The following is a 22505-nucleotide window of genomic DNA, read 5'->3' as shown; positions in this document are numbered from 1 at the left end:
TGAATGAACAATGTAATTTTTAGCCAAAAGCTCTTCGACACCGCTCAAACGATTGTCGATGGTTGTATGGGTGATGCCGATCCGGCATGTCAAACCGCATGTCCAATGCACACGGACGTAAAGCAGTACGTTCGCATGGCAGGCGAAGGTAATTTCCAAGGCGCTTTGGATCTGATCCGCAGCAAATTATTCCTTCCTCAAACTCTTGGTCGTATTTGTGCCCACCCTTGTGAAGCGTCTTGTCGTCGTAACACAGAGTTCGGTCAACCGATCAGCGTAGCGGGTATCAAACGTTTCGTTGCAGAGAAAATGGATAACCAAGATCACTGGGATCTCAACATTGCCCCTCTAACGAACAAACACATTGCGATCGTAGGTGCTGGCCCTGCTGGTGCTCAAGCAGCGATCGAACTTCGTCGTCAAGGCCACGAAGTAACGATTTACGAAAAGCTAGACGTATACGGCGGCATGATGCGTGTGGGTATCCCTGAATACCGTCTACCACGCGATGTTATCGATTTCGAATACAGCTACCTAGCGATGCTGGGTATTAAAACTCAGTTTGGCGTTGAGATCGGCAAAGACATTAGCTTCGACACTCTACGTAGCGAACATGATGCTGTGATTCTGGCTCACGGTGCACACGTAGGTTCGATCATCCCTCTGCCGGGTCATGACAACGATGGTGTGTTCTCTGCGGTTGAGTACCTAAAAGAGATTTCTGAAACTCGCCAATTCCCTCGTGCAGGTAAACGCGTGATGGTTATCGGTGGTGGTGACGTTGCAATGGACTGTGCTCGTTCTTCATGGCGTATTGGTGCAAGCGACGTTTACCAATGCTCACTTGAGAGTCTTGAAAACCTACCTGCAAGCCAAGTCGAAATCGATGAGTCACTAGAAGAAGGCGTCGAGTTCAACGCAGGTTGGGGCCCAGTTGCTATTGAACATGAGAACGGCAAAGTTACAGGCATTACGATCAAGAAAGTACTGTCTATCTTCGACGAGCAAGGCAACTTTGCTCCTCAATACAGCGAAGAAAGCAAAACCATCTCTGTGGATACGGTTGTTTTCGCTACGGGCCAAATCGTGGCAGACATTACTGACGGTGCACTAGAGCAAACTCGCGGCGGTCGTTACGTTGTCGACAAACAAACACTAGCATCAAGCCTAGAAGACGTATTCGTAGCCGGCGACGCATGTGGCGGTAACATCGTGATTGAAGCGATGGCATTAGGTCGTAAAGCAGCAATGAGTGTTGAGCGCTTCCTAACGGCTCGTCCACTGACTGAAGATCGCGACTTCGAGCAAGAGTACAGCTACGCATCTCGTCTAGACGTACCACTACCAAAAGGTACGGTAGATACCCCTCGCCTACACGGTGAATTACGTGACGCTGAAGAGCGTAAGCAAGATTTTTCCCAAGTGGATTTAGGCTTTACTGAAGCGCAAATCAAACTAGAAGCCTCTCGCTGTCTGCAATGTAGCTGCAAGCTATGTATGACCGAGTGCATCATGATGAATGACTTCAGCGATTGTCCGAAGACCATCTTCTCTGAGTTTGTGAATAACAAGTCGATGGACCCACTGATGGCTTACTCATGCAACGCGTGTGACCAATGTACCATCGTGTGTCCGAAAGACTTCCCGATGAAGGAAATGTTCCTAGGCGCACGTGCTGACTTTGTTAAGGCAAACAACGGTGAATCTCCAATGCCGGGTCATAAAGCGATCAACATGCACCAGAAGCTGGGCTTCTCAAAAATCTTCACTATGGCAAAACGAGCGGTATCGACAAAATGAGTAATAAAGTATTTATGCCAGGATGCAGCTTGCCATCCTACTCACCAGAAGGCGTAGCGGCAATCGCAAGCTACCTAAAAGAAGTATTCCCTGAGATGGGCGCAGTGCAGAAGTGCTGTGGCAAACCGACCGCGGCTATCGGTCAAACAGAGAAGTTCAAAGAGCGTTACGGCCAGCTCCAAGCGGACTTTGACAAGCTGGACGCACAAGAAGTCATTGTGGCGTGTCAAAGCTGCTACGGCATGATCAAAAAATCCGGTGGGACACAAAAGCCAGTTTCATTGTGGAAACTGCTTCCTGAGATTGGTCTGCCAGAAGCATTACGCGGCAAAGCAAAAAACAGTGATGTGGTATTCACCATTCACGACTCTTGTTCAACTCGCTACGAGAAAGAACTGCAAGATGGCATCCGTTGGATCTTAAACGAGCTTGGTTACAAAACCTCTGAGCCAGAACACACACGCGAAAACACGCGCTGCTGTGGCTTCGGCGGCATGGTTGTGCCAGCAAACCCAGACGTGGCCACGCGCGTAATCAAGCGCCGAGTTGAAGAGTTCGAGACTGACTACGTTGTGGTTTACTGCTCGGCTTGTCGTGCATCCATGATGGGTGTTGGTACGAAATCTTGGCACATTCTGGATCTGATGTTTGGCCCTGTGATCATGCAAGGCGATGAACCGCCAGTCAACGTACTTGCAAGCCCTGTGAAAGCTTGGTTCAACCGCTACAAATCAAAAGCAGGTCTGATCAAGTGTATGTCTGTGTAACTGCCTCGGTGTCGTTATCTCTGTTTAATTATTAGGTTTAAGTGAAGTTGAACTTATGAAATTCGTAAAAATCGCTCTTATCGTCGCTGTTGTAGCTATTGCTCTGTTCGCGGCAAAACAAACTGGCATTCTTGAAATCATCACTGACATCAAGAGTCTACAAGATTGGATCGCAAGCTTCGGTGTGTGGGGTTACGCCGTATTCGTAGCAGCATTCGTGTTTGCATGTGTTTTCCTACTTCCGGGCAGTGCGTTCACCATTGTGGCAGGTATCGTATTTGGTCCTATCAAAGGTGGCGTATTGGCGCTGTTTTCCGCAACGCTTGGCGCAGTGGCAGCATTCATCGTGGCGCGCTTCCTATTGCGTAACACCATCATGAAGAAGTTTGGCGACAACCCAATCTTCAAAAAAATCGATGACGGTGTAGCAGCAAATGGTACAAGCTTCTTGATCCTGACTCGTCTTGTGCCTGTGTTCCCATTCAGCCTACAAAACTACGCTTACGGCCTAACCAGCCTAAACCTAGGTACTTACGCTCTGGTTTCGCTACTAACAATGGCACCAGGTGCATTCATCTTCGCTTACATGGCGGGTGATATTGCGACAAACGGCGTGTCTGCGATGCTGCTAGTGAAATTTGCAGTTGCAGGCCTTGTGTTGTTTGGCATGTCTCTGATTCCAAAATACATCGCGAAGAAAAAAGGCATCAACATGGAAGAATTAGCGAAGTAATCCGGTCTATCCATTATTGACGCCAAAAGAGTGCGACTTATCGAGAGTTGCACTCTTTTCATTGCTACTAATTTGCTCACACTTTGCCCTTCAATTGGTGACTTTTAAGGCCAAAAACTGACGTGGATTGGTATGACCTCACAAGGCGAGTAATTCTCTGAATCTATTATCAAATTCGCGTTGATAATAAAGCGAGATAGATTACTATCCACCTTGAGGGAACGGAGCTTCCAGCGTGGTTTATACCCATAGTTTTAGTGCTGAAAACAAACGATTTTCATCGCATTTTTCATCGCATGGGTATACAGAGCTCCAAAATGAAAACAAAGATAAGAAACACGGATTACGTATGAAAAAGCTACTTAGCACCATTGGCATTTTAGCCACCACTTTTGCCACCTCCTCTTTCGCCGCTGCTCATTCAGAAGAATGGCAAAAAATAGAACAGCAAGCCGACGGTCAAACCGTTTATTTTCATGCTTGGGGTGGCAGCCAAGAAATTAACCGCTACATCCAATGGGCAGGCAAAGAGCTTAAATCTCGCTATAACGTGACGCTCAACCACGTCAAAGTCACTGATATTTCTGAAACCACCACTCGTCTTATTGCAGAGAAAGCTGCAGGCAAAAACAGCGGAGGCAGTGTTGATATGGTTTGGATTAACGGTGAAAACTTTAAATCAATGAAAGACAACCAACTGCTGTTTGGCCCTTTTGTTGACGGTCTACCAAGTTGGCAATATGTCGACAAAACACTACCGGTAGATATCGATTTCTCTGAACCAACAGATGGTCTAGAAGCACCTTGGGGTGTCGGCCAACTGGTGTTTATCTACGATGAAAAAACGCTAAACAACCCGCCAAGCTCGTACGCAGAAATGCTGAACTACGCAAAAGCGTTTCCAAATCGTCTGACTTACCCTCGCCCACCAGAGTTTCATGGCACCAGCTTCATCAAATCTCTGCTAATCGAGTTGAGTCATAACGACGCTGCACTGCAAAAGCCAGTGACAGGCGAATCATTTAAAACCGTCACGCAACCTCTGTGGGCTTACCTAGATGAATTCCACAAAGTCGCATGGCGCGGCGGTAAGCAGTTCCCGGGTGGTACCGCGGAAACCGTGCAACTGCTGGATGACGGTCAGATTGACTTAGCCATCACCTTCAACCCGAATGCGGTTTACTCAGCACAATCAAGCGGCAACCTTGCAGAGAGCACCAAAGCGTATGCGATGGATGCTGGCGCGCTGTCTAACATTCACTTCCTAGCAGTTCCTTGGAACGCAAATGCCCGTGCAGGCGCACAAGTTGCTATAAACTTCTTATTAAGCCCTGAAGCGCAATCTCGCAAAGGTGATATCAATATCTGGGGAGATCCTTCAGTGCTAAGCAGCCAATACCTAACGGGCACGGCTAAAAATACTCAACAATTCAAATCTATCGCAGAGCCACATCCTAGCTGGCAAGCTGCGCTAGAAAAAGAATGGTTGAAACGCTACGGGAATTAATAAGCATCCATGTTAAGAGCGCTGTATCTAGTTATTATCGCAGTTTGTATATTGCCAACCATTCCGGGGTTGCTCGGCGTGGTGGTTTCTGCGCTCGGCTATGTCCCTCCTATCGGTTTACATCACTTCTCGCTGGATGGCTTTAGTGCCGTCTTCAATTGGGAAGGCGTGTGGACTTCCATTGGCCTGACTTTCTATTCCGCCATTTTCAGTAGTTACCTTGCTTGCTTAATGACCTTTGCGATTCTGCAAGCTTCTTGGGGCAGTAAATTCTGGCGTAAGATTGAAGTCAGCCTTTCCCCACTTCTCGCTATGCCACACGTGGCGTTTGCTATTGGCTTTGCTTTCCTATTTGCGCCAACGGGCATGGGCGTTCGCGTACTCAACCAAATGTTTGATTACGATCCAAATGCACAAACGGTGAATGACTTAGCACTGCTGATCAAAGACCCATACGCACTGGGTTTGATCACCATGCTTGCCATTAAAGAAGTGCCGTTTTTATTGTTGATGAGCATTCCTATTCTTCAGCAATTAAAAGTCGAAAAGATTGAAAAAGTCAGCCATTCGATGGGTTACAGCTCAGCACAAGCTTGGTGGAAATGCGTTTTCCCACAATGGTTAGCAAAGCTGCGCTTCCCAATGTTGGCTGTTCTGGCTTACAGCTTGTCGGTTGTTGATGTGGCGCTAATCATTGGCCCAACCAACCCTCCTACATTTGCTGTGTTGGTATGGCAGTGGTTTAACGATCCTGACTTATCCCTGCTACCAAGAGCGGCGGCAGGTGCAGTGATGTTGTTTGCCATTGCGAGCATCTTGATTGGTTTTGCACGACTCGTCGAATGGAGCATTACCAAAGGCTTCAAACGCTGGCAATACTCCGGCCGTAGCGGCTTCCGCTTACCGGGTAAAACCTTGTTCTCTATGATTGCCTTGCTAGCACTGTTAATGGTGCCACTTATGGTGGTCTGGAGCTTCGCTCAACGTTGGCGATTCCCAGATTTATTACCAAGCCGTTACAGCTTACGTTTTTGGGAATACGAGTGGCAAAGCATTCTCGGCACGCTCGAGCAAAGCATGTTGATTGCGGTGATCAGTGCGTCTATTGCCCTTGTACTGGCGCTGATTGCTCATGAATACCGATTACGTTACCGCTGGCAGGTGCCGGGATACATCATTGCCGTACCAATGTTGATCCCCCAGCTATCTGTGTTGTTTGGTATGCAAGTCGTCACGCTGTATCTCGACAGCAACGCGTACTTCTTCTGGGTATGCTGGGCTCACGTGTTCTTTGCGTTCCCGTTTGTTTATCTGTCCTTGGATGGCCCTTGGCGGAGCTTCGACAATGGATTAACTCGTGTTGCCCTAAGCCTTGGTAAATCACCGATGCAGGCTTGGCTAAAAGTCAAACTGCCGATTCTTCTGCCTGCAATAGCGTTTGCTTGGGCGGTGGGCATTAGTGTTAGCTTGGCGCAATACCTACCAACGTTGGTGCTGGGGGCAGGTCGCATCAGCACCATAACAACAGAAGCGGTAGCCCTCTCAAGTGGCTTCGACCGTCGTGTCACCGCGATTTACGCAATTTGGCAAGCTCTCTTGCCGTTAATGTTCTTCTCTTTTGCGATTCTACTTAGCCGTTTACACGTTAAGTATCGCCGGCTGTCTATTAAAGGTTTACTACCGAATGAGTCTTTGTCTCGAAAACCTCGCCATCCGTAAAACCAATGGCGACACACTTTTCTCTGCGTTCAACATGACGGTAGAGAAAGGGGAAATTGTTACCCTGATGGGCCCAAGTGGCTGTGGCAAATCCACCTTGTTGGATGCCATTGCTGGTCACCTGTCTTCCGAGTTCGACTATTCAGGCTCAATCACGCTCGACAATGAAAAGCTGGATGCTTTACCTGCGCACAAGCGCCAAGTCGGCATTCTTTTCCAAGACGATTTGCTCTTTCCGCACCTAACCGTGTGGGAAAACCTTGCGTTCGCACTACCCAATTCAATCAAAGGGGCTGAGCGTAAAGAGCGCGCGATGCAGGCTTTGAAGCACATCTCGCTAACTAAACTTGCAGAGTCTTTCCCTGATCAAATCTCAGGCGGCCAGCGCGCGCGTATTGCCCTCACTCGCATGTTGTTGGCAAAACCGAAAGTTGCCCTGCTCGATGAGCCATACAGCAAGCTGGATAAAGATCTGCGTGTACAGTTTCGTAACTGGGTCGTGGAGCAGCTTCAACAAGCCAATATTCCTGCTTTAATGGTGACTCACGATGAGGATGATATTCCAGAAGGCAGTCGGTGCCTGAACTGGCCTTGGGAGACAAGCCATGCTTGATAGCCTGAGTATCAAAATCATTAAGTGGCCATTGGCACAGAGTGCGAAATTGATTGATAAATGTGGCGTGACAGCTAACCAAACCACCTTATTTGGCTTCGCCCTTGGTTGTTTCGCCTTACCTGCATTGATGGCAGAGCAATACACGCTTGCATTAGCGTTTATTCTGCTAAACCGAATTTGTGATGGATTAGATGGTGCGTTGGCAAGAATTCAAGGCATCACCGATGCCGGAGGCTTCCTTGATATTAGTTTAGACTTCTTGTTCTATTCTCTGATTCCCTTTGGCTTTGTACTAGCAAACCCAGAACAGAACGCCGTCGCAGGTGCGTTCTTGATCTTCTCGTTTATTGGTACAGGAAGCAGCTTCTTAGCTTTCGCGATCATGGCGGGTAAACGTGGTATCGATAACCCTGTCTACAAGCATAAATCTCTGTACTACATGAGCGGTCTGACAGAAGGCACAGAGACCATAGGTTGCTTCGTACTGTTCTGTTTGTTCCCTCAGCACTTTGCCGTGATTGCGTACATCTTTGGTGCTGCGTGTTGGTTTACTACGTTTACGCGCATTTACTCTGGATTTCATACACTCAAAGATAGCTAACACCGCACAAAATATTCGTTTTTTGAGGAAGAACACCACTAAGTCATTGTTTCCTAAAGCATAAAAGCACATGCAAAATAGAGGTATATACTCTTTGGGTGCAGAAACTATTCGGAGGCTATATGAAAAAATACTTCAAGCTAGGCATGTTACTCACAATTTCTTGTGCGGTCTTGCTTGGCGGCTGTACCTCACCTAACCCGTACGGAGATGCATACGGCTCGTCCGACACTCGTAAAGTTCAGCAGGTTTACTACGGAACGGTAGAAAAAGTTGAACCAGTAACCATTGATGCCTCTACCCAAGCCAACGCCATCGGCACAATTGCGGGTGCTGCCGTGGGTGGTATTCTGGGGTCGAAAGTTGGAGGAGGCTCTGGCTCAGATATCGCAGCCATTGGTGGTGGTTTGTTAGGTGGTTATGCCGGTAGTAAAGCCGCCGAAGCAACCGCGAAAAGAAATGGTGTGAACCTGACCATTCGCCTAGAGGATGGAAAGATCATATCTGTCGTTCAAGAAGCAAATCCAAACATGATTTTCCAGCCAGGACAAGCCGTCCAAATCAACATGTCTGGTAATGACGCAAGGGTTGTTCCTCGCTGATTTGAACACTATTCGTTCGTTCCATTGGTTTGCATTTATTAATTCAAGATTGCTAATCCACGCGAGCACTCATTACTTACTCATGGGCTTACGCATTTTTTGAATCAAGTTTGATCGTAGTCAATGGAACATCAATCTCTCACACCTTTCGATGTTCAAATGACATCAAATTGCTAGCATGAGCTCATTCAAGATAACTCTGGACTTGCTATGACTCCTACCGTCGACCATGTACTCCTCAATATCGCACTCAATCTGAGTTCAAATCGCTCTCATGAACAGCAATACCAAAGCCTTATTGATGGGGTCGCACAAGTATTCCCTTGTGATGCAAGTTGTTTGTTTATCTTTGATGAAGATGGCTTCCTAACGCCAGTTGCAGTAAAGGGCCTATCGAGCTCAGTACTCGGTCGCCGTTACTTTCCTAAAGCTCATCCACGCTTGGACGCTATTATCCACAGTCGTGAACCAGTTCGCTTTGATGCTGACTGCGCCCTGCCCGATCCATTTGATGGAACACTTTTAACGGAAGATCAGTGCATTGATGTCCATGACTGCATGGGCTTTAGCTTGTACGTCGAAGGACAACTTGTTGGCGCGTTAACCATGGATGCGCTTGCTGTTGGCGCGTTTGATCATATCGACCCAGTAGCTATCGAAACCTTCGCGGCACTAACGGCGGCGACACTGCGTAACATTGCACAATTAAAAGCCCTTAAAGCGCAGAACCAGAAGCAAAAGAGCGTCACACAAACCCTGATCCAACAAGCGCGCTCACAACACAGTGACATGGTTGGCTTAAGCCCACAAATCAATCAACTACGAAACAACATTGCGACCGTTGCTCAGTCGGATTACGCAGTATTAGTAACGGGAGAAACGGGGACAGGTAAAGAGCTTGTTGCTCATTCAGTTCATGCTCAATCTCATCGAAGCGATAAACCGATGATTTACGTAAACTGCGCTGCCCTACCCGAAGGTCTAGCGGAGAGCGAACTGTTTGGTCACGTTAAAGGCGCGTTTACCGGAGCCAATAGTCATCGTGCAGGTAAGTTTGAACTGGCTGATGGCGGTACAATCTTCCTAGATGAAGTGGGTGAATTGCCTTTGATTTTGCAGGCAAAACTGCTGCGAGTTATCCAACAAGGTGAGTTGCAACGTGTGGGCAGCGATCAGCATTTGATGGTTAACGTGCGCATCATCGCAGCCACCAACCGACAGTTAGAAAAAGAAGTGGAAGATGGCACATTCCGTGCGGATTTGTTCCATCGTTTAAATGTATTCCCAATCAAAGTGCCTCCACTGCGTGCGCGTGATGGTGACATTCCAGTTCTTGCAGGATATTTGTTAGAAAAAGTACGTCAGCAATTTAACGCGCCAAACCTTCACGTTCACCCTAAGGTACTGACTCAACTAGAATCTCTGCCTTGGTACGGTAACGTTCGAGAACTTGAACACACCTTAACGCGAGCTGCGTTACATGCGATTCAACAAGGCGCGAGCACCATCATGCTCAATCACTTTGATACTTCATTGGTACTGGATGATGTAAAAAACACATCACATTACTTGCCGAAAGAAAGTCAGCCAATGCGAGAGTTAGTCGAGAGTTATCAACGTGACTTGATTGAACACGCTTTAAGTCAAACTGGCGGTGTTTGGGCAAAAGCAGCAGAGTTTTTACAAATGGATCGAGGCAACTTGTATCGCATGGGTAAAAAGCTCGGGATTAGCAAATAGAAGCCTCTACTTCGCTCTCTTCTCTTGAGAGAGAAGAAACTTACGTCTTAAAAAGATAGATTCCGGATGGCTCGCTTAGGCTCGTCCGGAATGACTCCTAGCCCGAAGCAGATCGAGCCGACGAAGGAGCGCAGTCGGGAATCTCTTGCCTTCACAAAACCGCATTAACTTTTCTCCTGTTTAACAAGCACTTCCACTATCGCCCGTTAAAACGTTTCTCGCGCGTTGCTTTTATCATCACATCTAACACTCCGTTGTCATTTGCACATCATTCGCGTTGTCACAATCACATCAAACACGTACCTAAAAACAAATAAAGTCATTTAAAATCAATAACATAAAAATTGGCACGCATTCTGCTCTATTGGAGAAAACAAAACGACTATTACTACAATCACTGGAGAACCCAATATGTTCTGTATTCAATGTGAACAGACAATCCAAACCCCAGCTGTAAAAGGCTGTTCTTTCGCACAAGGTATGTGTGGCAAAACTTCAGAGGTATCCGATCTACAAGACGTGTTGGTTTACACTTTGCAAGGGGTTTCTTTTTGGGCAGCACGCGCGCTTGAATTCAACATCATTAATGATGAAATCAACCAATGGGCTCCAAGAGCATTCTTCTCTACGTTGACTAACGTAAACTTCGATCCAGAACGTATCCTTGAGCTAACCTCTCAAGCAGCTACTTACAAAGCACTGCTAAAAGACCAAGTGATGTCTGCAGCCACACTGGCAGACAAAGTGGTAGAGAACATTCCTAAGGTCGCGGACTTTGAACTGCCAAATAGCGCAGAAGAAATCCTAGCATTTGCTCCACAAGTGGCTGTAAACCGCGGTAAAGACCAAGTACACGAAGACGTTATCGGCCTTCGCCTACTTTGTCTATATGGTCTAAAAGGTGCCGCTGCATACATGGAGCACGCACGCGTACTTGAGCAAACCAACAATGACATCTTCGCAGAATACCACGAAATCATGGCTTGGTTGGGTACTGACCCTGAAGATCTAGGCGAGCTGCTAGACTGCTCAATGCGCATCGGTCTTATGAACTACAAAGTGATGGAAATGCTGGATCATGGTGAAACAGCTACATTCGGTCACCCAGAGCCAACCACTGTTAACGTTAAGCCAGTGAAAGGCAAATGTATTCTTGTTTCTGGTCACGACCTTCACGACCTAGAAAAAATCCTGCAACAGACCGAAGGCAAAGGCATTAACGTTTACACCAATGGTGAAATGCTGCCTGCACACGGCTACCCAGAGCTGAAAAAATACCCTCATCTAGTGGGTAACTACGGCAGTGCGTGGCAGAACCAACAGAAAGAGTTCGCTAACTTCCCTGGCGCGATTGTGATGACATCAAACTGTCTATTGAACCCGGACGTTGGCCAATACGCAGACCGTTTATTCACACGCAGCATTGTAGGTTGGCCAGGTGTGGCTCACCTTGAAGGTGACGATTTTAGCCAAGTCGTTGAATGTGCATTAGCGCACGAAGGCTTCCAACATGACGAAATCGAACACAACATCACGGTTGGCTTCGGTCGCAACGCACTAATGAACGCTGCACCAGCAGTTATCGACCAAGTGAAGCAAGGCAACATCAAACACTTCTTCCTTGTAGGTGGCTGTGACGGTGACAAAGCTGAACGTAGCTACTACACCGACTTCACTGCAGAAGCGCCAGAAGACACGCTAATCCTAACGCTGGCTTGTGGTAAATACCGCTTTAACAAAAACACGTTTGGTGATATCAACGGCATCCCTCGCCTATTGGATGTGGGTCAATGTAACGATGCGTACTCAGCAATCCAGCTTGCACTTGCCCTTGCGAAAGAGTTCGACTGCGACATCAATGAGCTACCGCTAACGCTTGTTCTGTCTTGGTTCGAGCAAAAAGCAATTGTAATTCTGCTTACGCTATTCGCTCTTGGTGTGAAAGGCATCTACACAGGTCCAACTGCTCCTGCATTCCTAACGCCAAACTTGATTGAGATTATCCAAGACAAATTCGACATGCGTAGCATTGGCAACGTTCAGGATGATCTTAAAACTATCCTAGCAGCGTAATCGCCTCGCTTATCACGCGCCTCCTTAATTGGGGGCGCTTTTATCTATTGAGTATTCGACAACCAAAGAGATTGATATGTTTTTTGAATGGCAAGGCAGTCAACCTGTCACGCTGCGCTGCGTAGATAAATACCATGAGACTGCCGATGCAGTGAGCCTCAAGCTGGCAGACCTATCAGAGTCGCTTTTGTTTGAATTTAAAGCGGGTCAGTTCATCAACCTTGGCGTTGAAATCGATGGCAAGATGGAGTTCCGCGCCTACTCACTCAGTTCCCTTTCCGGTGACGATTGCTTGCAACTGACCATCAAACGCGTCGATGGTGGTAAAGTATCAAACTACATCATCGATAAACTTTTGATTGGCGATACGGTTCAAGCCCTTCCTCCAACGGGTGATTTCAACTGTGTTGACCATCCGCCAATCGCACTCGATGGTAAAAAGAAAGCTCTGCTGATCAGTGCTGGGTGTGGCATCACTCCTGTATTCGCGATGGCAAAACAGTGGCTGAACAATGATCAAGAAGTAGATATCGAGTTTCTGCATATCGCTCGCTCTCAACCAGAAACAATTTACTTTGATTTGCTAGAAACTTACCACTCAGTTTATCCAGACTTTCACTTGAAGCTGTTACTGAAAAATCGCGGTGAGACGCAGCACCCAGAAGGTCGCTTGAATGCCGAGTGGTTAAAAGAACTGGTGCCAGACTTTAAGCAGCGAACAGTTTACCTATGCGGACCAAACCAGTTTATGCTTGATGTCCAAAGTTACTTGAGTGAGCTTGGCTTTGATATGGCAAACTTCTTTCAAGAAAGCTTTACACCAGCGGCCAGCGACACAGCTGAAGCGTCAGATGAAACGGCCTGTGTGTCAGTACCAGATTTTGCTCAAGCGATTGATGCACAAAAAGGTCAAGTCCTTGCCGATGTGTTGGAAGGTGCGGGATTACCGCTGATCGTGGCTTGTCGAAGCGGCATTTGTGGCTCTTGTAAGTGTAAGGTCCGAAAAGGCAGCGTATCTTCAACCAGCCTTGAAACACTAACACCGGAAGAAATTGAGCAAGGCTATGTACTTGCCTGCTCTTCGATGATTGAATCCGATCTTGAAGTTCAGATTGGTTAAAACCCTTGATACGAACATTAAAAAAGCGCCGTGCTAGGCGCTTTTTGTTTATGGAAAAGTATTATTAAACTCGGAAGTTTCTTTATCTAAACTCAGCTAAACAGTAAAACCTTGAGTGCAGCTTCGCTATCTACATCCATAAACTCTGGTGGGTTATCCAAACGCTCACGGAATGTTAGCTGTGGCGCTTCTTCCTTCATGCTTTCAATCAAGAAATCGCTGGTCACCGATGGAGAGTTAACACACGCTAACACCTGACCACCTTCTGCCAATAAATCTGGCAAACGACGTAGAATCTTTTTGTAATCTTTGGTTAGTGCAAAGCTGCCTTTCTGAAATGACGGCGGATCAATGATGATCATATCGTACTGACCTGACTTCTTAATCTTGCCCCACGATTTAAAAATATCGTGCCCCATAAAGCTCACTTGGTTGATGTTATGACCATTCAGCTTATGGTTCTCACGACCTTTAGACAGCGACGCTTTCGCCATATCCACGTTAACCACTTTATCTGCGCCACCAGCAATAGCCGCCACAGAGAAGCCACAAGTGTAAGCAAACAAGTTAAGTACGTTTTTGTGCTTGGCATTTTCACGAACCCAATCACGACCGTAGCGCATATCAAGGAACAGACCGAAGTTCTGGTTACGACCGATGTCTAGCTGGTACTTCAAGCCACTTTCTTCAACCACAGGTCGAGCATCTAGCTCACCCAACAGAATTTCTGAAGGTGCGCCGTCAGCGTAACGGTGCTGAATCACGATAGTGCGACCTTGTTTATCTGCCCACAGAGCAGAATCAGAAAGCGTGTTCAATCCTGCTTTCAATTCGCTCAGAAACGCCTCGTCCACTTCTTTAAATAGATTGATGATCAACTGACCTTGTAACCAATCACACGTAATTTGCTCTAAACCTTCGAAGCGGCGGCCACGACCGTGAAACAGTCGGCGGATTTCGTTGGGAGCTTGTGTTAGCTCGGCTTCTAGATGCTGAAAAAACAGCGGAAGTTGTGATGCTTGCATCGAATTCTCTTATTCGTTTTCTTTGTGATGGTTATTTGATCGTAGGCCAGTTTAGTTCCCACGGAGAGAGCCAAGTGTCGATACCTTGGGATACCGTTTCATTGTGCCATTTGCTGCCAAGTGCTTTGTGTTCACGCGGGTCGCAAACATAGCAATGTGTTTCATCTTGATACGGGAAACACAGCGAAAATGCATGCAAGTAGCCACGGTCGGCTTCATTGCCCGCGTTATAAATAGGATCGCCAACGATACCCGAGCCGACTGATTTCAATGCCACGCGAATTTGGTGCGTTTTGCCAGTGTGCGGCTTGCATAAAAACAGGCGCTCTCCCGGCTCTGCAGCGAGGGAGAAGAATTGGGTAATCGCTGGATTCGTTTTGCTGTTGACCAGTTTCCATGAAGAACGACGCGAGCGTTCCATGTCACCCACTACCAGCCCTTGCTTCTTCTTAGGCTTTTTCGAACCAATCGCAAGATAGAACTTCTCGACTTCACGATCTGCAAATGCTTGCGACAACGCACTTGCTGCTTTTGCGTTGCGACCCAAAAGCAAAATTCCAGACGTCATTTTGTCGAGGCGGTGGATAAGATACAGCTGCTCATCACCACTTTGTGTTGCTACTTCTTGCAGCAACATTGTATCACCATCGTCCTTATGCACTGAGACGTTGGGATGTTTATTGATGATCAGAAAATCTGGATGGGTGTGTAGAATGTCGAACATAAAAAACTGGCTCCACGTTTGGAGCCAGAAGTATACCGATTCTAAGCAATTAGGCGAGCTTAAACTTACCCACCAGCGCTTCCAATTCTTGAACTTTACGGTTCAGACCTTCTACGCTTTGCGAGCTGTCATTGGCCAATTGTAATGAGCGATTCGAGATATCGCTGATCGAGGTAATGTCAGCCGCAATTTCTTTCGTCACTGCGGTTTGCTCTTCAGCCGCAGTTGCGATTGAGTTCACCATGCTTTGAACGTGCGCCGCACCAGAAACGATTTCTTCCAGTGAGTTCACAGCACCCGAGCTTTGACTCACGCCAATTTCAACCAGACGACAGCCGTCTTCGGTGTAAGTCACTGCCTCTTGAGTCCCGACTTGAATCGCTTGAATGATCTCACCAACTTCTTGTGTTGCCTTTGTTGTGCGTTCAGCCAGAGCACGAACTTCATCTGCAACCACAGCAAAGCCACGACCAAACTCACCTGCACGTGCCGCTTCAATCGCTGCGTTCAATGCCAGCAGGTTCGTCTGCTCCGCAATATCTTCAATGACTTTGATAACCGCGCCGATCTTCTCTCCATGAGAACCTAGGCTGTTCATCTGAACCGACATATCGGACATTTGTTGTGATACTTGCTGAATGCTTTCAACCATATCCACGATCACGGTGCGCCCTTGCTCTGCGGTTGATTCCGACTTACGTGCTTCTTCAAACGTTGCTGCACCTTGCTCTGCAACTTGAGAAATCGTCAAGCTCAACTCTTCTGCCGCAGTCGCAATCAAGTTTGCTTTGTCAGATTGACTACTCGCACCAGACACAATATCTTGGCTCACAACAGACAGTTCACCGGTAACAGATTTCACTTCTTCTGACACGAGCGAAATCGAACCAATAAGACTGGTCAAAGACGCTTGCATCTTATTCAGTGACGTCGCTAGGTTAGCTAGTTCATCACCCGACTTATCTTCAATCGGTTCTACCGTTAGATCACCTTCTGCAACACGCTGCGCCAACTCATCGAGTTTGCTCAGACGGTTGGTAATTGAATTCGACAACAAGTAAGCGATTACCGCAGTGGCAACTAACGCGATAGAGCCTAGAACATAGATCGTGTTTTCAATACTGGTAAAGGAGTCAGAAAGATTTAACAACGCTTCACTGGTACTTTCTCTCCCGTCCATTGATGCCGCATCTAAGATTGCCTCAATCGGTGCTAAGTTTGCATCATAGAGTGAACGGAGTTTCGCGACATTTTGCTCAACATTTTCAAGGCCCAAATTAGTGAGAATCTGAGTTTCAAAATCTTGTGTGAAGGTTTTCATATAGCGCTCAGCCTTTTCAACATTGCGGTAGTCCTCTCCGCCTACTGTTTCTAAAAGCTTAACGTCTGCTATGGCTGCGGCGAATTCTCCTTTGTTTTGTTGGTAATCCGCTTTGGCTCCCGGCACGTCAACAATTGCGCCTAATGCATCTCGATACACATCTCCGGCTTCATCAATTAAAATTAAGTACTGAACAGTTTCAGGAACATCGTCCGTTCTTACCTCGTCAGCCACTTCGTGCGAGCTCAATACTTCTAATGTGATAATTCCAATCATGACCAGCATAATGGCTAATATTGAACCAAAGCTCGCATATAGCTTTTTACGAACAGACATTTTCATCTAATTACTTTCCTATAAACATCCTTACGCTTATTCAATAAACATAAGAAATCACGCAAATTCTGTAAGGCTTATCGGAATGCCACTCGATAACTTTAATCACGTTTTTTGTGATTTAAATCACCATGCGAGCAACTTCACAATAAACCTATGAATTTAGTATTAAAAACATCAAATATATAAATTTCGAAAATAAAAAAGCGGAAGCCCCTAAGGGACTTCCGCTGTTAATTTTAAAAGATCTGGGTAAGTTATAACTTCTTAGAGAAGATACCCGCTAGTGCAATAATACCGATACCTAGTAGCATGATTTCGCCTTTACCGCTGTCGAAACCAGACTTGATACCCATGAAGGCTACGATAGCGATAGCTACCGGGATTACGTATTTAACTAGGTTGTACCATAGACCAAATAGTGGGAAAGATACTTGACCGTCGTTCGTGATTTCTTTCTCAAGCTCAGCACGGTTCAGGCGCCAGCCAGCAAAGATACATACCAACATACCGCCAACCGCTAGGAAGATCTTATCCGTTAGCAGGTCGAAAATATCGAATGCGCCAGTACCAAATAGTGTAGGACCAACACCGCCAAGTGATAGTGATGCAAACACACATAGTGACGCCATTACCACACTTGCTGAAAGTACTGCTGTTGAACGCTTCATGCCTTTCTCATCGATTAGGTAAGAAACCACAACCTCTAGTAGAGATACTGAAGACGTCAGTGCTGCAACTGTTAGTCCGATGAAGAACATCAGAGCGAATAGAAGACCGATTACGCCGCCCATTTCAGCAAACAGCTGAGGTACAACAACGAATACTAGACCTGGACCTGCTGCTGGCTCCATACCGAATGCGAACATTGCTGGGAACATTGCAACACCAGCAAGGATTGCCACACCTGTGTCCATTGCCGTAACCATACCGGTAGTTTGAACTAGGTTCTCTTTCTTCTTCAGGTAAGAACCGTACGTCATCATACAACCCATACCGAGAGATAGTGAGAAGAATGCCTGACCTAGCGCCGCTAGAACCACATTGCTGTCTACTTTCGAGAAGTCTGGCATGAACAGGAACTCAAGACCTGCCATTGCACCTGGTAGCATCAAACCTTTCACTGATACAACGATCAGGATAAGGAATAGAAGAGGCATTAGAATTTTGCCTGCTTTTTCAATACCGCCAGATATACCTTTCATTACGATAGCAATGTTAAGGAATAGGTAAATACCCATCCACATTAGCGGTTGAACTGGATCAGAAATAAAACCGCCGAAGCTATCACCGATTGCTTCAGGAGTGCTTAGTAGACCACCACCTACTTTAAAGATGTACGCTAACGCCCATCCACCCACTACAGGGTAGAAACCCATGATCAGTAGACCACTTAGTACGCCGATAACACCAGTAAATGTCCAACGACGGTCAGTAGATTTGAAAGCACCTACTGCTGAAAGACCTGTCTTACGACCAATAGCGAATTCAGTAAGCATTACGCTAAAGCCGATAAAAATAACAAATAGAAGGTAGATTGCAACGAACGCACCGCCGCCACTCTCACCTGCTGTGTAAGGGAATTTCCATATATTGCCTAAACCGACAGCGGAACCCGCTGCTGCCATTACGAAGCCTAGTTTAGACCCCCACGTATCACGTGGTGCTGCTGTATTAGTTGTAGCCACGCTTCTTCTCCAAAATAGTTATGTTGTGTATGCATAGAGATAGGCGTCGAAAATGTTGTGTAAAAAAAAGTATACACTTTATAAGATGTTTGTGTGACGCTCTATGTATGGCAAGTAAAGCAGTTTCAAATTAGAATTGGAACCCCAAAAGTTACATTTATCGAACAATTGTAACTTCACGCACGTTAAATGCTGCTTTTTTAGTCAAAAGTTAAGAAAAAGCCTTATTTTTTACACAAAAATAACAGATAGCCCTGTTATAAATTTCACTCCTTGATACAAAATCCTCTGCACTTTCCCAATTAAAAATTGTTCCCCGAATTTGGTTTTGCGCTTAGTATCCATATTGGGCTTATTACTTTTGGCATTTATGGACAAGTTCTATCATTTTCTCACCCTTGCCAGCATCGGGCTTTATTGGTTCCTAGTCGCTGGTGTTACTATCCGTGTCGTATTAAAACGTCGCGCTGTTAGCGTTTCTCTTGCATGGCTGATGGTTATCTACATCGTGCCTGTGCTTGGCGTTGCCTGTTATTTCCTATTCGGTGAGCTCAACCTTGGTCGAAAACGTGCTGAACGTGCCAAAGTGATGTTCACACCGTTCCAACAATGGTTTACTCAGTTAAATGATTGTAACGCACATGTTCCTGAAGCAATGGGGCGTCATATCTACCGCATTGACGAACTGTGTAACAACCGTTTAGGCCTTCCTGCACTGAGTGGCAACACTCTCTCACTTCAACAGTCGCCAGATGAGATTCTTCACTCCATCATCGAAGATATTGAAAACGCACAGCATAGCATTCGAATGGTTTTCTACATTTGGCACCCTGGCGGATTGGCCGACTCGGTGGCTTCAGCCCTAATCCAGGCCGCAAAACGTGGCGTAGACGTAAAGCTGTTGCTCGACTCTGCCGGCAGCCCGCGCTTCTTTCGGAGTCATTGGTACAAGATGATGAAAGATGCGGGCATTGATGTGGTGCAAGCATTAGAAGTAAAAATGTGGCGTATTTTCTTACGCCGTTTGGATTTGCGTCAGCATCGTAAGATCATCGTGATTGATGATGAGATCGCCTACACTGGTTCGATGAACCTAGTAGACCCAGCTTTCTTTAAGCAAAGTAGCGGCGTTGGTCAGTGGATCGATATCATGGTCCGTATTACCGGCCCTACTGTTAACGTGTTAAGTGCTATTCATTGTTGGGATTGGGAAGTGGAAACAGGTGAGCGTCAGCTACCTAAACACCCTGAATGCCGCATTGACAATAGCGATGAATTTCAACATCCGATTCAAGTGGTTCCATCAGGGCCAGGGATGCCGGAGTATCTGATTTATCAGGTATTGACCTTAGCAATCAACCAAGCGAACCGTTCACTGAGAATCACAACGCCTTATTTTGTCCCAAGTGCCGATCTTCTTGAAACGCTTAAAATGACCGCACAACGTGGTGTAGAAGTTGAACTCATCATCCCACATAAAAATGATTCCATGATGGTTCAATGGGCATCAAGAGCTTTCTACAGTGAGTTAATGGCGGCAGGAGTAAAGATCTACGAATTCTATGGCGGCCTGCTGCACACCAAATCGGTGGTAATTGACGACCAGTTCTGTTTGGTCGGCACAGTCAATATGGATATGCGCAGCTTATGGCTGAACTTCGAAGTTACGCTTGCGGTGGACGATGAAGAGTTCACAAAACAGATGTCATGGCTGCAAGATACTTACATCAAACAGTCACACACTGTCTGCAAAGACGAGTGGAAAAAGCGCAGTATCTTTTCTCGTTTCTTAGAGCGTGTTTTCTATTTATTTAACCCGCTACTTTAATAAATAAGATAAAGCCGCTAAATCTCAACAAAACCGACAGATTCATGCTGTCGGTTTTCTTTTTTACGCCCTATACCACTGTTTTTCGAGTGATGCTCGGACAAGTCGTTTCATTTCTATTTTTCCCTTGCAAACCACCCTTGGTCCATGTTTTAAATATTGAAAATTGTAATTTAGACAGGGAATTTTTATGTCAGAAGGCAAAAAGACCAAACTCGTCACCGCTGGCCGCGATAAGAAGTGGACAAATGGCGTGGTAAACCCTCCGGTACAGCGAGCTTCTACCATCGTATTTGATACCGTTGCGGAAAAGAATCAAGCGATGATCAACCGTGCAAACAAGACCCTGTTCTATGGACGCCGTGGTACAAACACGCACTTTGCCTTTCAAGATGCCATGGTTGAAGTGGAAGGCGGCGCAGGTTGTGCTCTTTACCCATGCGGTACAGCAGCGATTTCTAATGCCATCCTGTCTTTTGTCGAAACGGGCGACCACATTTTAATGGTTGATACCTGTTATGAACCAACCCGCGACTTCTGTGACACCATCATGAAGAAGATGGGCGTCGAGACGACTTACTTTGATCCTATGATTGGTGATGGTATTCGTGAACTTATTCAACCGAATACCAAAATCCTTTTCCTTGAATCTCCTGGCTCGATCACCATGGAAGTGATGGACGTTCCTACTCTGGCAAACATCGCACACGAACAAGACATCATCGTAATGTTGGATAACACCTGGGGCGCGGGCGTGAACTTCTCTCCATTTAAGCACGGCGTTGATATCTCGATCCAAGCCGCGACCAAATACATTGTTGGTCACTCAGATGTGATGTTGGGTACTGCGGTCGCGTCTGAGAAGTACTGGGATCAGTTACGTGAGCAAAGCTACCTAATGGGTCAGTGCGTTTCTCCTGATGATGCATACCTTGGTCTGCGTGGTATTCGAACTTTAGATGTCCGTTTGCGCCAGCATGCAGAAAACAGCCTGAAAGTTGCACAATGGTTGGCAAGCCGCCCTGAAGTCGATCACGTTCGTCACCCTGCCCTAGAAAGCTGCCCAGGTCATGAATTCTTTAAACGCGACTTTAGCGGTGGTAACGGCCTGTTCTCATTCGTATTGAAAAGCTCGTACCCGAAAGCAACCACTGCGCTGTTAGATGGTATGAAGCACTTCAGCATGGGTTATTCATGGGGTGGCTTTGAGAGTTTGATTTTAGCCAACGAGCCAAAGAGCTTTAACAGCTTGCGCACAGTGGCGAATCCAAACTTCGAAGGCACACTTGTCCGTCTGCACATCGGTCTTGAAGATGTTGAAGATCTCATTTCCGATCTTGAAGCTGGCTTCGAGCGATACAACGCTCTCGTACTAGAAAGAGAAGCGTCTTACTAAGTTCCTTCAGATTAGGGTCTGTTGACCTTTTGCGGTTAAATTTTGTTCGAGATAAAAGCGTTTTAATCGCGGCGAGAGGTTTGTAGCCTAGTTATTCTAAGCAAAACCCTCCGAACCCTTCGGGCAGCGTTTGTGGCTCCTTTCTACTGCGTTATCGGCTTATCAGGTAGGGCAACTACATTTCAAAGCCTCTGCCTTGTATAAAGAACCCACAAACTGCTGTAAAAATCAGCTCAAAAGGTCAACAGACCCTAGATATAAACGCCCTAATTTTAGGGCGTTTTACTACTTGCCTACTTTACATGGGCAACTGACAATATGGTCATCGACCATGCCGACTGCTTGCATAAAGGCGTAGCAGATCGTCTCGCCCACAAACTTAAAGCCTTTCTTTTTGAGGAATTTGCTCATCGCTTTGGACTCCTCTGTAGAGGCTGGCACTTGGCTCATGTCTGTCCAGTGATTCACAATTGGCTTGCCATCAACAAATTGCCATAAGGCTGCAGAAAGGCTTCCGTATTCTTCTATCAATTGCTTTGCCGCTTTAGCGTTGCTAAATACTGAGTTGATTTTGCCTCGATGTTTAACCACGTCGAAATTTTCAACAATGAACTCTGTCCGTACTTCATCGCGTTGGATCAGCTTGTCCAAGTCATAGTTTTCAAACGCCTCTCGATAACCTTCGCGCTTTTTCAAAATCGTAATCCAACTTAAGCCGGCTTGAGCACCTTCTAACGTGATGAATTCAAACAATACCGTATCGTCGTGTACAGGCACACCCCATTCAGCATCGTGATATTCGCGTTCAAGTGGATGGTTCATCGCCCATGCACACGTATTCTGTTCCATATTTAATCCTTATAAAAACGCCTCTGACGTTAGCCAGAGGCGTTTTAGAACGTTACTTAA

The 22505-nt window shown here is 46.4% G+C and carries 18 protein-coding genes; 13 read left to right on the top strand and 5 right to left on the bottom strand.

What is annotated here, in order from left to right:
- The first annotated feature begins 3 nt into the window (after positions 1-3).
- The 11 genes from BSZ04_RS13975 (at position 4) to BSZ04_RS13925 (ending at position 13278) form a co-directional block, all read left to right on the top strand.
- Positions 4-1800 (top strand): FAD-dependent oxidoreductase, encoded by a 1797-nt coding sequence (locus tag BSZ04_RS13975; protein ID WP_088880604.1) that lies wholly within the window; start codon positions 4-6, stop codon positions 1798-1800.
- The gene (locus BSZ04_RS13970; RefSeq protein WP_005478886.1) at positions 1797-2567 is read left to right on the top strand and encodes a heterodisulfide reductase-related iron-sulfur binding cluster; all 771 of its coding nucleotides are present in this window, start codon (positions 1797-1799) and stop codon (positions 2565-2567) included. The genes BSZ04_RS13975 and BSZ04_RS13970 overlap by 4 nt, the downstream gene beginning before the upstream one ends.
- Positions 2568-2622: 55 nt before the next feature.
- A complete protein-coding gene (locus tag BSZ04_RS13965; protein WP_010449063.1) occupies positions 2623-3300 on the top strand; it encodes a TVP38/TMEM64 family protein in 678 nt (225 codons plus the stop codon).
- Positions 3301-3649: 349 nt separating this feature from the next.
- Complete coding sequence (locus tag BSZ04_RS13960; RefSeq protein ID WP_088880603.1) at positions 3650-4807, top strand: ABC transporter substrate-binding protein; 1158 nt, start codon at positions 3650-3652, stop codon at positions 4805-4807.
- Positions 4808-4816: 9 nt separating this feature from the next.
- A complete protein-coding gene (locus tag BSZ04_RS13955) occupies positions 4817-6526 on the top strand; it encodes an ABC transporter permease (RefSeq protein WP_088880602.1) in 1710 nt (569 codons plus the stop codon).
- Positions 6492-7139 (top strand): ATP-binding cassette domain-containing protein, encoded by a 648-nt coding sequence (locus BSZ04_RS13950; RefSeq protein WP_005425724.1) that lies wholly within the window; start codon positions 6492-6494, stop codon positions 7137-7139. Before BSZ04_RS13955 ends, BSZ04_RS13950 begins: the two co-directional genes overlap by 35 nt.
- Positions 7132-7743, top strand: a complete 612-nt coding sequence (locus BSZ04_RS13945) for a CDP-alcohol phosphatidyltransferase family protein (RefSeq protein ID WP_088880601.1) — start codon at positions 7132-7134, stop codon at positions 7741-7743. The genes BSZ04_RS13950 and BSZ04_RS13945 overlap by 8 nt, the downstream gene beginning before the upstream one ends.
- 122 nt (positions 7744-7865) lie before the next feature.
- Entirely contained in the window at positions 7866-8345 is a 480-nt protein-coding gene (locus BSZ04_RS13940; RefSeq protein ID WP_010449072.1) for an outer membrane lipoprotein, read from the top strand.
- A gap of 210 nt (positions 8346-8555) precedes the next feature.
- A complete protein-coding gene (norR, locus tag BSZ04_RS13935; RefSeq protein WP_088880600.1) occupies positions 8556-10085 on the top strand; it encodes a nitric oxide reductase transcriptional regulator NorR in 1530 nt (509 codons plus the stop codon).
- A 411-nt stretch (positions 10086-10496) separates the two neighbouring features.
- Positions 10497-12158, top strand: a complete 1662-nt coding sequence (gene hcp / locus BSZ04_RS13930) for a hydroxylamine reductase (RefSeq protein WP_088880599.1) — start codon at positions 10497-10499, stop codon at positions 12156-12158.
- A gap of 76 nt (positions 12159-12234) precedes the next feature.
- Positions 12235-13278, top strand: a complete 1044-nt coding sequence (locus BSZ04_RS13925; RefSeq protein WP_088880598.1) for an FAD-binding oxidoreductase — start codon at positions 12235-12237, stop codon at positions 13276-13278.
- A 92-nt stretch (positions 13279-13370) separates the two neighbouring features.
- Here BSZ04_RS13925 and BSZ04_RS13920 read toward each other — a convergent pair whose 3' ends face one another.
- From BSZ04_RS13920 to BSZ04_RS13905, 4 genes are all read right to left on the bottom strand, one after another.
- Positions 13371-14303 carry a class I SAM-dependent methyltransferase gene (locus tag BSZ04_RS13920; protein ID WP_088880597.1) on the bottom strand — a complete coding sequence of 311 codons (933 nt, stop codon included), beginning with the start codon at positions 14301-14303 and terminating at the stop codon, positions 13371-13373.
- A gap of 31 nt (positions 14304-14334) precedes the next feature.
- The gene (locus BSZ04_RS13915) at positions 14335-15027 is read right to left on the bottom strand and encodes a TIGR01621 family pseudouridine synthase (protein ID WP_088880596.1); all 693 of its coding nucleotides are present in this window, start codon (positions 15025-15027) and stop codon (positions 14335-14337) included.
- 49 nt (positions 15028-15076) lie between these two features.
- Positions 15077-16690, bottom strand: a complete 1614-nt coding sequence (locus tag BSZ04_RS13910; protein WP_045418246.1) for a methyl-accepting chemotaxis protein — start codon at positions 16688-16690, stop codon at positions 15077-15079.
- Between the two features lie 251 nt (positions 16691-16941).
- A complete protein-coding gene (locus BSZ04_RS13905; RefSeq protein ID WP_045418787.1) occupies positions 16942-18312 on the bottom strand; it encodes a sodium-dependent transporter in 1371 nt (456 codons plus the stop codon).
- A gap of 430 nt (positions 18313-18742) precedes the next feature.
- Between BSZ04_RS13905 and cls the strand changes: the two genes are divergently transcribed.
- Positions 18743-20200, top strand: a complete 1458-nt coding sequence (gene cls / locus BSZ04_RS13900; RefSeq protein ID WP_010449085.1) for a cardiolipin synthase — start codon at positions 18743-18745, stop codon at positions 20198-20200.
- A 190-nt stretch (positions 20201-20390) separates the two neighbouring features.
- Positions 20391-21596, top strand: coding sequence for a cystathionine beta-lyase (locus BSZ04_RS13895; protein WP_088880595.1), 1206 nt, complete (start codon positions 20391-20393; stop codon positions 21594-21596).
- A 285-nt stretch (positions 21597-21881) separates the two neighbouring features.
- Here BSZ04_RS13895 and BSZ04_RS13885 read toward each other — a convergent pair whose 3' ends face one another.
- Entirely contained in the window at positions 21882-22445 is a 564-nt protein-coding gene (locus tag BSZ04_RS13885; protein WP_088880593.1) for a DNA-3-methyladenine glycosylase I, read from the bottom strand.
- Positions 22446-22505: the final 60 nt, after the last annotated feature.

The organism is Vibrio rotiferianus, from assembly GCF_002214395.1.
Lineage (GTDB): Bacteria > Pseudomonadota > Gammaproteobacteria > Enterobacterales > Vibrionaceae > Vibrio > Vibrio rotiferianus.
The sequence above is the reverse complement of the archived record's forward strand: the minus strand, read 5'-3'. Positions and strand labels throughout refer to the sequence as shown.